A 13555-nucleotide genomic window follows, 5' to 3' on the forward strand; every position below is an offset into this window, starting at 1 on the left:
TTTAGAGTGGAAATGAAATTTGTGAGGAATCATAGATTTAGCAATGAACGCTCAACACCAACACTAAACGCATTGCCCAAAACAGAAATCCCCGATCACTTTAAGTAACCGGGGATGCCGTATGGTGAAAAAGCAAAATTACCTTTTAGTTTGTTGTTGTTGTTGCTGCTGACGCATATAGTCATCTAAACGCTGTTGGAATTTAGATTTTTTCTTTTTCTCGTCAGCTGGTCTGGCTTTATTTTGTTGGATTAAAGCATGGATTTTGTCATCATCAACCATTTTACGGATCAGGAACTGCTGCCCGAAAGTCATTAAGTTAGCTAAGAAATAATAGTAGTTTAATCCGGCAGGGTAGCTGTTTAATACCCCTAAGAAAATGATTGGCATAATATAACCAATGTATTTCATCTGTCCGGTAGCGCCGGAAACCTGGTTATTGAAATAAGTCATAATCAGTGTGGACACGGTCATCAATACACACATTAAACTTAAGTGATCGCCAATAAAAGGGATTTTTACGCCAAATTTGATAAATTCATCATAGGTTGATAAATCTTTCATCCAAAGGAAACTCTCACCCCTTAACTCAAATAGGTTAGGGAAGAAGAAAAAGAAAGCCATTACCAAAGGCAATTGTAACACCATTGGCAAACAACCACCCAACGGGTTTACACCTGCCTTTTTGTACAGTTTTAAATATTCCTGCTGAACCAGCGTGGGGTTATCTTCACCTACTTTAGCTTTTATTTCGTCCATTTCTGGTTTCAATACCCGCATTTTGGCCATTGACAGGTATGATTTATAAGTAAGCGGCGATAAAGCAACCTTTAATAAAATGGTCAATACCAGAATGATTAAGCCATAATTCCAGCCAAAACTGTTTAAAAAATTGAATACGGGTAATACAATAAAGCGGTTAATGTACTTTAAAGGCCAGTAGCCCATATCAACCTGTTGTTCTAAATCATATCCCTGTGCTTTTAAGGCAGAAAATTTGTTGGTGCCAAAATAAAACTCCATTTCGTAAACCTGGTTTGCACTATGCGTATATGGCAATTGCATATTGGCATCATAAAACTTCACCTGGCCCGGAGCGGTTGGGATTTTTACTTCTAAACTCCCTTTTTCAAAAGCCTGTTTGGCAATTAGCGAAGCCGAGAAAAAGTGCTGTTTGAAAGAGAACCATTGGATTTTGCCTTTTGTTAACTCTTCTTTCTCATCTTTTGAAACACTTAAATGGTTTACATCACCATCTAAGTATTTGTAATATGGTGCAGAGTAACGGTGTTCGCTTTCGATCGATTTTTCTTGTTGCAATAAAGTAGTTTGCCAGTTCAGGCCGATGCTATTGCCAGCAATTACCTGCTGTAAGCCAACCAGATTAATGTTAAAAGCAACTTTATTACTTAATGCTTTTAAATCATAGACATACTCTACATAAGCATTTGCGCCATAATTGGCACGCATGGTAACCGTATTACCGGTTTTAGTTGGGGTAAAATATAAATCGTTGGTGTTAATTACTTTGCCGGCAGCATTAAGATTCAGGCCAAATTTATTCTGGTTACCATCAAATAAAATAACCGGTTTACCGGTAAATGTTTTTTGCCCTTTAACTTCAACCGATGTAATTTTACCACCTTTATTGCTCAGGGTAATTAGTAAATTCTCATTTTCAAGAACGGTATTGGCTTCGGTACCGTTTAAGGCGGTACCAAATGGACCTTTTAAGGCTGCAGAATCTGCAGCAGGGTTGCTTACGGCAGCTGTTTTGGTGGTATCTTTTTGTAGCGGTGTAACACCGGCTTTTTTCAAAGAATCTAAACGTTCCGTTTCTTTGGCTTTTTTGATCTCGGCCTCGTTCGGCTTCAAAAAGTAGAATGATCCTGCCAAAATGATCATAATCAGGAACAGTCCTGTAAAGGTATTTCTATCCATTATTTATGTATGTACTGCTTTTAATTCGTTTTCTTTTTTGCAAACTCCATTGCAGCGGCGACAAATTTAACAAAAAGTGGGTGAGGATTAGCAACTGTTGATTTTAATTCCGGGTGAAATTGTCCGCCAACAAAAAACGGATGGTTTTTAAGCTCTACGATTTCCACTAAATTGGTTTGAGGATTGATGCCAGATGCCGTCATCCCTGCATCTTCATATTGCTTTAAATAATCATTATTAAATTCATAACGGTGACGATGGCGTTCGTTGATATGCGATTTACCATAAATAGAAAAAGCTTTTGTACCTTTTTTGATATCGCAAGGGTAAGAGCCTAAACGCATGGTTCCACCTTTATTGGTAATCTTCTTCTGCTCTTCCATCATATTGATGACCGGATTTGCCGAATTTTCTTCAATTTCTGTAGTATGTGCATCTTTTAAACCCAAAACATTACGTCCGAATTCAATTACAGCGCATTGCATACCCAAACAGATGCCAAAGAAAGGAACATTATTTTCGCGAACATATTTGATGGCATCAATTTTACCCTCAATACCACGACTACCAAAACCTGGTGCAACTAAAACACCTTGTAAGTGACCCAATTTTTCTTTAACGTTATCTGGAAAAATACCTTCAGAGTGGATATACTCTACCTTAACCTTACACTCATTTTTCGAACCTGCGTGTACAAAAGATTCAATAATTGATTTGTAAGCATCAGGCAGCTCTACATATTTACCAATCAAGCCGATTTTTACCTCAGCAGTTGGGTTTTTCAAACGGCCCAAGAAATCTTTCCAGCTTTCCATATCCGGATCGTTTTTGGTAGGCAGTTTTAATTTCGATAAAACGGTTTTATCCAGTTGTTCTTTTAACATTAACAAGGGCACATCATAAATAGTAGACGCATCCATCGATTCGACAACTGCATTGATGTTAACGTTACAGAACAAGGCAATTTTTTTTCTCAGGTCAGCACTTAAATGATGCTCGGTACGGCAAACCAATATATCCGGCTGTATACCATATTCCAGTAAGGCTTTAACAGAGTGCTGTGTTGGCTTGGTTTTGAGTTCACCTGCCGCGGCTAAATAAGGCACCAGCGTTAAGTGGATTACAATAGCATTGGTACTGCCTTCTTCCCATTTAAACTGACGCACAGCTTCGATAAATGGTAATGACTCAATATCACCAACCGTTCCGCCTAATTCGGTAATTACGATATCATATTCACCACTCTCGCCCAGAATACGCATATTGCGTTTAATCTCATCGGTAATATGGGGAACTACCTGTACTGTTTTGCCCAGATATTCACCTTTGCGTTCTTTACTGATTACATTTTGATAAATGCGGCCAGTGGTGATGTTATTGGCTTGCGAAGTTGGAACGTTAAGAAAACGCTCGTAATGACCAAGATCCAGGTCGGTTTCAGCACCATCTTCAGTTACAAAGCACTCGCCATGTTCGTATGGATTTAAAGTTCCCGGATCGATATTAATGTACGGATCGAATTTTTGAATGGTTACACGGTAGCCCCGTGCCTGTAAAAGTTTAGCTAAAGATGCGGAAATGATGCCCTTACCCAAAGAGGAAGTTACACCGCCCGTAACAAAAATATACTTTGTCATGATTGATAATTTGTGATATTAACCAGGCTTTATGGGCCTGTTTAATTGTTTTTGTACGGGATACAAAGGTAAGAAAAATAATTGCGGCTTTTAGGTTGTGGTTAGAATATTTTTTGTTGATATTATTTAGTTGATATTGAAAGTTTTAACGAAAAATATTGGTTTAGAGAGTGAATGAATAAAGTTCCTTTTTGATGTCTTCTATCTTTCTGGGGTTCTTTTTATCATCATAACGCGTATAAAGATCAATCAGTTTTTTGAAATCCTTTTCTGTATCGGTTCTCTTTCCCTTGGTTGGAGGAGCGATGTTTAAGATCGGGACGTTTTGCGCTTCTAATTTAGTGGCAAACCAGGTGGTGTTATAACGTGGTATGGCTAAACCCAAAATCATTCCCGGTAAACCGGTAAAACCCTCTGGGCCACCTTTCAATAAAATCTCATCGGTATAAAAGGCTACAACAGTAACGGTATCGTTGATCGTAGCGATTGCTTTTCTGCATTCATAACCGGCAATTTTACGCAGATCATGCATGATTTTCCATTTCAGACGTGGGATACTGTCTTTCAGGATAAAATCATCACCCATTATGCTTTTTCTTTTCACACGGTTGCCTTTCGCAAAATTTGTAAACAGCTCATCGGTATTGTCAGAACTGAAGAAGAAGACGTTGTCGCCTAAATTTTCCTTTGGTTTAGCCCGGTAAACCGAGGTGCTGTCATTAAAAGTATATTCCCAGTTGGTGGTGCGGTATTTACCCATTTTCTCTTTGGCCTCGTCGTTCAGCCATTTGTTATTGGCGAGTTGCTCTTTAATGTTCACCTTTTTCTCAAAAGTAATCTTCGCGCTTTTGATGAATACCGTTTGAGCGGAAGTCGGCTGAAGGCCCAGCCATATGCTGAAGATCATGCTGAAAAAACAAATGTTATTTCTTTTCATTTTTAATAAAATTGCCGTTTAAATTATAAACTACACCTACCAACACATATCTCGGAATAAAACTGTAAGTGCTTTCGCCTACGCTGTTCCCATTTACATAACGGTTATAACCAACCCTTTGGCCAAGGATATCGGAAATGGAAACTTTGATCTCCATTTCTTCGGCCTTTAACATCCTTTTAGACAGATAGGCGTTCCAGATGGCGATGTCTACCGGAAGGGCAAATGAAGCATTGGCCGGCTGGTAAGACAAGGACACCGAAGTATTAAATTCGGTATGGTAGGGGAGATTGATGTTACCTGAAATCTCGTGATCATGACTGAAGTTCCTGCCATCATTCACCGTACCGATAGTAGAACGGCTTTTGGAAAAGTTTAGCGAAACGTTGTATTCCAGGCTAAACTTATCATGATAGATACTCACCCGTGGTCTTAAGGTCATGCTGTTACGGCTGGTTTTATTCAATTCTTTATTCAGAATAGAAACGTCTTCGCTAAAATTATAATTAAAACCCATATTCGTGTTCAGGTGGATTTTGCTGAAACTTTTCCCGATACTTCCTCCTGCATAAAGGCTTTTGCCACCATTCAGGTTGACAAAAGTGGTTACCGTCTTATTGGATTGGTCGACCGTTGTACTCGCTGAAACCGCATTTTGTACGAAGTTGTAGCTCAGGTAACTATAGGCATAAATTTCAGATTTCTGCTGGTAAGTATTGATGTTCAGGTTAAAGTTATTATTGAATGATGGCCTCAGGTTTGGATTACCGATTAACTGGTATAACGGACTGTTCACCTGCCTTAAAGGCTGCAGCTGCTCAATATCCGGCTGATCGGTACTGCCATTGTAACTCACTGATATACTGCCACTGCGACCCAGCTTATAACTCACGCTGGTTTCCGGTGCCCAGTTCACATACGAACGGTTCACCTGACGGTTCCGGTCTAGATCATCCAGGTGAAAGGTGGTCTGAATGGCCCGGGTTCCGCCCCGTAGCGTAAACCTTTTGCCTTTATATTGTAATACCGCATTCCCTACATTGGAGAAGTTATTGAATTTAAAAAAGTTACTTAATGAGTCGACCTTTTGCCGGCCCAGGTCCTGATTATAAGTATACTTTTGACTGCGGGAACGGATCGTTTTAAAACTATAGCCTGCCTGTAGGGAGAGTCTTTTGCTCAGGGGTTCGGTATAAGAGATTCGTGAAGCCAGTGATGTTTTACTCGCCTGGTCATCATTAAGGTAATTCCGGCGATCGGGAGTTAACATCACACCCGTTGAATCAAAGAGGTTGGTCTGGTTCAGGCTATTCCGTTCGTTATTATTGTGGTTGTTTTCCGGCTGTAGGTCGACCGTTAAAATCCGTCCTTTAGTTTTAAACTTCTTCACGTAGCCTATATTTCCATTAAAGGCGTCACTCCGTCCGTTAGCATCCCCATTTTCGCTGTTGCTATTTACCATAATACCACGTCCGTTTCTCGTTTCGCTGTTGCTGAAACTGTTCGCCGAATTGCGTTGCTGGCGCCCGGAAAAAGAAATCTTCAGGTTCGAAAGCGAATCCAGTTTCAATTCGACACTTCCCCGCAAACTCTGACCGGTGGTACGGTTTTCCTGGCGGCCGGACCCCTGGCTCAAGAAATTAGTCCCGTTAGGAATCAACGACTCATTACGACTGGTACTTTCGTTAAACGAACTGTTATCCGCACCTTTAAAATTCAGCTTCATGCCCACTTTGTTATCTTTCCATTTATTGGAGAAGTGACCGCCATAAGTGGTGATGTTTGGGATCCCTCCCCCGGATCCGAAATTTTCATCTTCGTTATTGCCATAACTGATCATGACGGAGCTGCCATCATCGCCAACCTCGATCACATCATATTCATCACCCTTCAGGCGGCTCATGGCATTGTTGGTTTTGGATTCGGTATTGATGTTGTTATTAAAGCCAAATGCTGCCACCTTCATTTTATTCTTATAAATCCCGGCCATGGCACCCACATTGCGGTATTTATTCAGGTCGCTACTGGCTTCTGTAGTACTGATATAGCCATTTTTGGCATTCTCCTTCAGCTTCACGTTGATCACCTTTTCCTTGGCATCTTCCTCCTTAATGCCTGTTAGTTCTTCGTTTTTACTCTTTTTATCATACACCTCTACCTCGTTCACTGCATTGGCTTTCAGGTATTTTGAGGCCAGTAAAGGATCGTCCCCAAAAAATTCTTCACCATCTACCAGCAAGGTATTTACATCCTTACCGCCGGCTTTGATGGCGCCGTTTTTATCAACCTCAATTCCAGGTAACCGCCTTAAAAGATCCTGTAAGTTGGCATGCGGCTTTACTGCAAAACTATCTGCCTGGTACGTGATCGTATCGCCTTTCATGCTAATAGCTTGTTTTTGTGCCTTAATTGTCACTTCATTCAAAAGTGTGGCCTTGCTATCCATGGCAATAGCCCCCAAATTAAACTTTGATGAATCTGACAACCGGATATCTCTGATAAAATCGGCCATTTTAGGGTAAGTGATGACTAGCGTATAATTGCCGCTTTTTAAGTTTGCCAGCTCAAAGCCGCCATTTGCTTTGGCCCTGATACTTTCAACCAAAATGGAATCTTTGCTGTTGATGAGCAGTATTGAACTGTTTGAAAGATTTTTCTTTTCTACAGTGTCGATAACAACACCTTTAATACTGGCCCTTTGAGCTAAAGCAGGAAGAAATAATACCGATAAGATAAAAACGGAGAGAAAATTTCTGAGCATGTATAGAGAAAACGTTGATAAATAGTTGTTTGGTTTTGGTGCGTGAAAATACAACTATTCGATTAGTTTAATTAAACTACGCGCAATATTTTTTTAAAGAATTGACTTTCATCATCAACTTATATTCGGTTTCGTTTTTTAGGTGAATTTTCTGATCAATACGATCTGACCCAAATGGTAATAACTGTGTTCAATGACACCTTCTATATTTCTAAGATAGGTGCCGTACTTTTCATCTACAAATACCTCATCTAATTTTTCATCCGGCATTTTTTCCACTTCATCGGCAAAAGCGGCAGAATGAGCTAAAAATGCTTCTAACAGTTTCTTCCAGTCAGTTTCAGAATGTATCGGGGGCAGATCGAAACTGTATTGATCTCTAATTTCCAGCAGACCTCCGTGAAATACGTTTAAAATACCCGATAGATAATAATTAATGTGATAGGTTAATGCAGCAATCGTATTTAAGTCTTCTATTTGATGAATGGCCTGTTCCCAGTTGATGTTTTCCAGTTGATCTTTATAGTTGGTATTGGCAATCCAATACCCGTTCAGAAAAATCTCCCTTAAGCGCTTTGCAAGTAAAGCTGATCTTTTCATCGCTAATTTTTAATTATTCAGATTAGCAGCAATTATAGTAAATCTTCACTTTTTGTTCTTTTTCACTCCAGGCAATGTAAATATTGTTTTCCTTTCCTAAACGATACTTAAAGCCGTTTAATCCCGATTTTTTTAATTCTTCGTAAAGCAATTTGTCTGGTGTATACTGGTCGGCCTTATCTTCTGGCATTACCGCAGGCTCTAGAAAATTGTCATCGCTAAAAAAATCATTTGCAATGGTTTTTAAGAAAACAATCTGGTCTTTTTCTTTTGAAAGATCAACATTTGGATCGGTGTTGCCCAGCAAATCAGCGCCTTTGATCTTTGTATTGTATATTTCTTTTCCATCGGCATTTCTGATCGTAAAATTCAACACCATTTCTTCGGGTTTTCTGCCGGTAAGTTCAATCTTAAAGGTATCCAGACGTTTCAAATCTGAAAAAGATTTAGCGATGCGCTGGTTAACATTTTTAAATTCAATAGTATTGGTTTCCTTTTTGTTTTTCGAATTGCAGGCTGTTAACAATATCAAACAGGTGGCAGCAAGGAGCGCTATATTTCTCATATCCAAAACTACAAATTTTATGTTTTAGTTCATATTCCTACATTTTATCATCATCATATTTAGAAAGAATAACCGATAGACAGCCATAGCTGAAAGTCAAAGTAACCACCAGGCAGCTTATTTTGTAAATTATTCTGAACATGATAATAATCTCCATAGCCCAGGCCCGTTATACCCTCTAAAAGGAAATGTTTTCCGGGAATAAAGGATACACCAAATGTTCCGCCATAACGTAACGAATTCGCTTTGAAATCCCGGTCATGACCCCAGCTAAAAAAGCCGGTATTATCTACCTTGCCATGTGAAACTACTGTTTGATTCAGGTTTCCAAAATAGGCACCATAAAAAGCATTAGCTTCTTTATTTTTAACAGGCCTGATGTATTTTTTCGCCCGGAGTAAAAAGCCATCATAATGGTAATAGTCGCGATAACCAAAATTTGTGAGTTCGCCAGAAGTATAAGCTGCTTCCAGTCCATAAAGATCAGCAAAGGTTTTTTCTAATGAAAGGGTAGGCCTTTTAGCCACCAAATTTAAAACATTGGTTTTTACAATCCATCCAGCCCTTTGCTGGGCAAAAATCGCTTTACTATATAAAATGGCGAGAATTAAGAGTGTGTGTTTTGACATAGACTAAAATACGAAATACAGCACCATTTTATATTGGATAATAAGATTATGTTTTTATATTTGCGTAACTGATTACGTAAATAGCTTTATTATGAATTTTTTTGAGGAGACTGGTAAGGTAGCCATCGGCAGTAGGCTAAGAATGTTGACGGATAAAGTAACTGAAGACGCTGCACAAATTTATAGGTTGTATCATATAGAGATGCAGCCAAAATGGTTTCCGGTATTGCATACGCTGAACAGGGAGCGGGAGAAAACAATTACCGAACTGGCTAAAGCTATTGGCCATTCTCACCCTTCAGTGAGTAAGATCATAAGTGAGATGTTGAAAAAAGGTTATGTTACAGAAAGTAGGGATAAAGCCGATGGACGTAGAAATGTAATAAGCCTTTCGAAAAAAGGGATGAAAATTTCAGAAGAATTAAAAGATCAGCTCATAGATGTAAACGCGGCAATTGAAGAAATCTCGGCACAGACACAGCACAAACTTTGGGAAGCAATAGGCGAGTGGGAATTTTTATTGGGGCAAAAAAGCTTGTTGAGAAGGGTAATGGAAAAGAAAAAAGAGAGAGCTAGTTTGAAGGTTGAAATTGTAGATTACCAACCCCAATACCAGGAAGTTTTCAGATCGCTAAATGTAGAGTGGATTTCGAAGTATTTTATCATGGAAGAATCTGATTATAAGGCGCTGGATGATCCTCAGGGCTATATTTTAGATAAAGGAGGGGTTATATTGGTTGCGCTTTACGAAGGTGAAGCCCTGGGTGTTTGTGCGCTAATTAAGATGAATGATGTTGAATATGATTTTGAACTGGCCAAAATGGCCGTATCGCCAAAAGCACAGGGAAAAAATGTAGGCTTTTTATTGGCAAATGCCATCATTGATAAAGCAAAATCATTAGGTGCAGCTAAAATTTATTTAGAAAGCAATACCATTTTGAAACCGGCCATTAACCTTTACCATAAGCTGGGTTTCCAAAAAGTGGCAGCTAAACCTACACCGTACGAGAGATGTAACATTCAGATGGAACTAGTGGTAAAATAGTCCGAAGTCAGTAGGTCGGAGAAGATTGATCGCAAGTTATTAATACTTGGCATGAACAAATGATCAATGACCAATGACTAATGACCAATAAACCTTACTCTTGCTTCAGTGCCACCAATAGCTTATTCAACTTCAATAAATCTTCTGGTGTATCAATAGCAACTGTTTCTAAATCAGTTACTTTTGTTTGGATATAAAAACCATTTTCAATCCAGCGTAATTGCTCCAGGCTTTCGGCAATTTCCAACGAAGAAGGCGGTAACTGGGTGATGGCTTTTAAGGCTTCTGTGCGGTAACCATAAATACCAATGTGTTTATAAAACTGGTGTTTTTCTGCCCATACGCCTGGTTCACCATTTCTGATAAAGGGAATCGGGCTTCGGCTAAAATATATGGCGCGCCCGTTTACATCAATTACCACTTTTGGACTGTTGGGGTTATAAATGCTTTCCTGGCTCTGAATCGGTTTAATTAATGTAGCCAACTCTACTTTGTCTGCTACAAAGCAGCTGGCCAGCAAATCGATTTGAGCAGGTTCGATAAAGGGTTCATCGCCCTGAACATTAATAACCACATCAAAACCAGGCATTTGTCCGATTACTTCCGCGCATCGATCAGTTCCGCTTTGGTGATGGGAAGCGGTAAAGGCATATTCTCCACTAAATCTTTTTACTTCGTTGGCAATCCGCTCATCATCAGTGGCTACCACTACTTTTGATAAACTTTTTGCTTTCAGAGCCTGTTCATACACCCGCTGAATCATCGTTTTCCCGGCAATATCAACCAAAGGTTTTCCCGGAAACCGGGTAGAGGCATAACGTGCAGGAATAATCCCTATCGCTTTCAGGTTTTTGTTGTTCATATGCCGTACTGATAAAACTGGTAAAAAACAAAAGTAAAAATCAATGCGGTAATGATGCAGGAAAAGGGATTGGCAAAATTAAATGTCCAGCCCAGTATTTTTATACGTTTGGGAACAACTAACCTATGGTCATTTTTATTGAAATAAAAAATACCCCATTTCCAGTTTTCCGGATTTTCATGCCCGAAATCTTTTTCCATATCTATCGCATTAAATATTAAACCATTTATCACGAATTCAACTTCCCTTTGGGGAAGGGATTAAAACAAACCGTTAATCTCCGCCTCTATAGATTGGATTACCGTACCTAAATCTTCAGGATTATTGGTGAAATCGAGTTTATCTTTATCCAAAATCAATAATTTGCCAAGTTTATATCCTTTAATCCAGGCTTCATATTTTTCGTTCAGTTTAGAAAGGTAATCGATTCGGATCCCTGCCTCATACTCCCGGCCACGGCGTTGGATATTGTTCACCAAAGTAGGTACCGATGCGCGCAGATAAACCAATAAATCGGGCGGTTTGATAAAAGAGGTGATATTATCGAAAATAGCCCTGTAATTATCATGATCACGGGTGGTCATTAAAGCCATATCATGCAGGTTTTCCGCAAAAATATGTGCATCCTCATAAATGGTTCTATCCTGGATAACATTACGTTTATTCACCTCGATATCAGTAATCTGCTGAAAACGGCTGTTCAGGAAATAAATCTGAAGGTTAAAACTCCAGCGTTTCATATCGCTGTAAAAATCTTCAAGATAAGGATTATTGTCAACGGCTTCGTACAAAGCTTCCCATCCGTAATTCTTGGCCAATAAGCCTGTTAAGGTAGTTTTACCGGCACCAATATTTCCTACAATTGCTATGTGCATATGTCCTTGCGTTTTGCGTTAGGCGTTGCGTTAGGCGTTGTTTCGCCAAACGCTAAGCGCTTACCGTAATATTAATTAAAAACTTTTAAACCCGATTAAACTACGGATTTCTCTGATGGTTTTTTGTGCACTTTCACGGGCCTTTAGTGCACCATGTTTAGCTACTTGTCTCAAATAAGCATCATCCCTGGCAATATCCTGTATACGCTCACGCATCGGTGCAGTAGCCAAAATCATATCTTCTGCCAGTTGTTTTTTGAAATCTCCATAACGGATCTGCATTTTGTTATATAAATCTTCAAAATGTGACAGTGTATCCGTACTTGATACCACTTTCATTAAATCAAAAAGATTCTGGATCGGTTCAGGTTTTGGCTGGTTTTCTACTGTCGGGCCACCATCACTAACCGCGCGCATTACTTTTTTACGGATGGTTTCGGGATCATCAGAAAGGTAAACAGCATTGGCCTCACCTTCTGATTTGCCCATTTTGCCTTTTCCGTCTAAGCCAGGTACTTTAACCAATTTATCCGTGTAGCTAAAAGCGTAAGGTTCAGGAAAATATTCCGTATGGTATAATCTGTTGAAACGGTTTCCGAAAGTGCGGGCCATTTCTAAATGTTGTTCCTGATCTTTTCCAACAGGTACTTTGGTAGCCTTGTGGATTAAAATATCGGCAGCCATTAATACCGGGTAGGTCAATAAACCTGCATTTACATTGTCCGGGTTGGCACGTACCTTATCTTTAAATGAAGTACTGCGTTCCAGTTCACCCATATAGGCATTCATATTCAGGTATAAATATAGCTCCGCAACTTCAGGTACATCACTTTGTATATAAATGGTGCTATTTTCCGGATCTATTCCACTGGCCAGGTATTCAACCAGAACATGTTTAATGTTTCCATGTAGGTCGGCTGGAGTAGGGTGTGTAGTTAAGGAATGTAAATCAGCAATAAAAAAGTAGCAGTTGTAATCGTTCTGCATTTGAACAAAGTTTTTAACTGCGCCGTAATAATTGCCTAAATGTAATTTTCCTGTTGAGCGGATACCGCTCACCACTGTTTCTTTCATAATGGCACGAAATTAAAAATAAAATGCAAGCAATCCACAAGTCGGCTCAATTTTCATCCGAAGATTTTTTCTAATGACACCTTATTATCAAAATTCGGTTATGTGATCGTCATTAATGCTTGTGTTTTGTACCACAACGACCGCAGGTAAGGTTTATGAAACTGAGAACTGCTAACTTAAAATTGCAAATTATTCTATGGCCGAAGTCGCCGCGACCGCTGTGAAGAGTTCTTTCTTTTTTGAAAATAAAAGTCAGTGTTTCGGGAACTGTAGTCCTTCTTTCCGTTGCTAGTCCTCGCTCGTACCTCGCTCCGGGCTATCCACTGCAATAAGGTTTATGAACCATGGCAGTGCAAATCATGCTGCCAACTGAAAACTGTAAACTGGCAACTATTCCGTCTAAGTGCTTGGTGTCGCAGCGACCGCTGTGAAGATTTCATTCCTCATTTGAAAATGAAAGCCAGTGGTTCATTGGGAACTGTAGTCCTTCTTTCCGTTACTAGTCCTCGCTCGTCCCTCACTCCGGGCTATCCACTGCAATAAGGTTTATGAACCATGGCAGTGCAAATCATGCTGCCAACTGATAACTGTAAACTGGCAACTATTCCGTCTAAGTGCTTGGTGTCGCC

12 protein-coding genes are annotated in these 13555 nt (G+C 39.6%); 1 reads left to right on the top strand and 11 read right to left on the bottom strand.

Annotated elements, in window-relative coordinates; genetic code table 11:
* Positions 1–138 precede the first annotated feature (138 nt).
* From yidC to ACK1I8_RS06885, 7 genes are all read right to left on the bottom strand, one after another.
* Complete coding sequence (gene yidC / locus ACK1I8_RS06855; RefSeq protein ID WP_412468596.1) at positions 139–1941, bottom strand: membrane protein insertase YidC; 1803 nt, start codon at positions 1939–1941, stop codon at positions 139–141.
* A gap of 20 nt (positions 1942–1961) precedes the next feature.
* Positions 1962–3578 (bottom strand): CTP synthase, encoded by a 1617-nt coding sequence (locus tag ACK1I8_RS06860; protein WP_412468597.1) that lies wholly within the window; start codon positions 3576–3578, stop codon positions 1962–1964.
* 163 nt (positions 3579–3741) lie between these two features.
* A complete protein-coding gene (locus tag ACK1I8_RS06865) occupies positions 3742–4515 on the bottom strand; it encodes a GLPGLI family protein (protein ID WP_412468598.1) in 774 nt (257 codons plus the stop codon).
* Positions 4502–7276 carry an outer membrane beta-barrel protein gene (locus tag ACK1I8_RS06870; RefSeq protein WP_412468599.1) on the bottom strand — a complete coding sequence of 925 codons (2775 nt, stop codon included), beginning with the start codon at positions 7274–7276 and terminating at the stop codon, positions 4502–4504. The genes ACK1I8_RS06865 and ACK1I8_RS06870 overlap by 14 nt, the downstream gene beginning before the upstream one ends.
* Before the next feature lie 138 nt (positions 7277–7414).
* On the bottom strand, positions 7415–7876 hold the full coding sequence (locus ACK1I8_RS06875) for a DinB family protein (protein WP_412468600.1): 462 nt from the start codon (positions 7874–7876) through the stop codon (positions 7415–7417).
* A gap of 22 nt (positions 7877–7898) precedes the next feature.
* Positions 7899–8441 carry a hypothetical protein gene (locus ACK1I8_RS06880; protein ID WP_412468601.1) on the bottom strand — a complete coding sequence of 181 codons (543 nt, stop codon included), beginning with the start codon at positions 8439–8441 and terminating at the stop codon, positions 7899–7901.
* 59 nt (positions 8442–8500) lie between these two features.
* Positions 8501–9070 carry a hypothetical protein gene (locus tag ACK1I8_RS06885; protein WP_412468602.1) on the bottom strand — a complete coding sequence of 190 codons (570 nt, stop codon included), beginning with the start codon at positions 9068–9070 and terminating at the stop codon, positions 8501–8503.
* 91 nt (positions 9071–9161) lie between these two features.
* On the opposite strand from ACK1I8_RS06885, the gene ACK1I8_RS06890 reads away from it, so the two are divergent.
* The gene (locus tag ACK1I8_RS06890) at positions 9162–10115 is read left to right on the top strand and encodes a GNAT family N-acetyltransferase (protein ID WP_412468603.1); all 954 of its coding nucleotides are present in this window, start codon (positions 9162–9164) and stop codon (positions 10113–10115) included.
* A 94-nt stretch (positions 10116–10209) separates the two neighbouring features.
* Here the strand turns inward: ACK1I8_RS06890 and kdsB are convergent, their stop codons facing one another.
* From kdsB to trpS, 4 genes are all read right to left on the bottom strand, one after another.
* Positions 10210–10962, bottom strand: a complete 753-nt coding sequence (gene kdsB, locus ACK1I8_RS06895; protein WP_412469353.1) for a 3-deoxy-manno-octulosonate cytidylyltransferase — start codon at positions 10960–10962, stop codon at positions 10210–10212.
* Between the two features lie 11 nt (positions 10963–10973).
* The gene (locus tag ACK1I8_RS06900; protein ID WP_412468604.1) at positions 10974–11177 is read right to left on the bottom strand and encodes a DUF5808 domain-containing protein; all 204 of its coding nucleotides are present in this window, start codon (positions 11175–11177) and stop codon (positions 10974–10976) included.
* Positions 11178–11237: 60 nt separating this feature from the next.
* Positions 11238–11852, bottom strand: a complete 615-nt coding sequence (locus tag ACK1I8_RS06905; protein WP_090500686.1) for a deoxynucleoside kinase — start codon at positions 11850–11852, stop codon at positions 11238–11240.
* A 75-nt stretch (positions 11853–11927) separates the two neighbouring features.
* A complete protein-coding gene (gene trpS, locus ACK1I8_RS06910; protein ID WP_412468605.1) occupies positions 11928–12926 on the bottom strand; it encodes a tryptophan--tRNA ligase in 999 nt (332 codons plus the stop codon).
* Positions 12927–13555 lie beyond the last annotated feature (629 nt).

Source organism: Pedobacter sp. KLB.chiD (assembly GCF_047040275.1).
Lineage (GTDB): Bacteria > Bacteroidota > Bacteroidia > Sphingobacteriales > Sphingobacteriaceae > Pedobacter.

Excerpts from the sequence above, each read along its gene's own strand:
- yidC (WP_412468596.1), bottom strand. The coding sequence starts at position 1,941 with ATGGATAGAAATACCTTTACAGGACTGTTCCTGATTATGATCATTTTG.
- ACK1I8_RS06860 (WP_412468597.1), bottom strand. The coding sequence starts at position 3,578 with ATGACAAAGTATATTTTTGTTACGGGCGGTGTAACTTCCTCTTTGGGT.
- ACK1I8_RS06865 (WP_412468598.1), bottom strand. The coding sequence starts at position 4,515 with ATGAAAAGAAATAACATTTGTTTTTTCAGCATGATCTTCAGCATATGG.
- ACK1I8_RS06870 (WP_412468599.1), bottom strand. The coding sequence starts at position 7,276 with ATGCTCAGAAATTTTCTCTCCGTTTTTATCTTATCGGTATTATTTCTT.
- ACK1I8_RS06875 (WP_412468600.1), bottom strand. The coding sequence starts at position 7,876 with ATGAAAAGATCAGCTTTACTTGCAAAGCGCTTAAGGGAGATTTTTCTG.
- ACK1I8_RS06880 (WP_412468601.1), bottom strand. The coding sequence starts at position 8,441 with ATGAGAAATATAGCGCTCCTTGCTGCCACCTGTTTGATATTGTTAACA.
- ACK1I8_RS06885 (WP_412468602.1), bottom strand. The coding sequence starts at position 9,070 with ATGTCAAAACACACACTCTTAATTCTCGCCATTTTATATAGTAAAGCG.
- ACK1I8_RS06890 (WP_412468603.1), top strand. The coding sequence starts at position 9,162 with ATGAATTTTTTTGAGGAGACTGGTAAGGTAGCCATCGGCAGTAGGCTA.
- ACK1I8_RS06900 (WP_412468604.1), bottom strand. The coding sequence starts at position 11,177 with ATGGAAAAAGATTTCGGGCATGAAAATCCGGAAAACTGGAAATGGGGT.
- ACK1I8_RS06905 (WP_090500686.1), bottom strand. The coding sequence starts at position 11,852 with ATGCACATAGCAATTGTAGGAAATATTGGTGCCGGTAAAACTACCTTA.
- trpS (WP_412468605.1), bottom strand. The coding sequence starts at position 12,926 with ATGAAAGAAACAGTGGTGAGCGGTATCCGCTCAACAGGAAAATTACAT.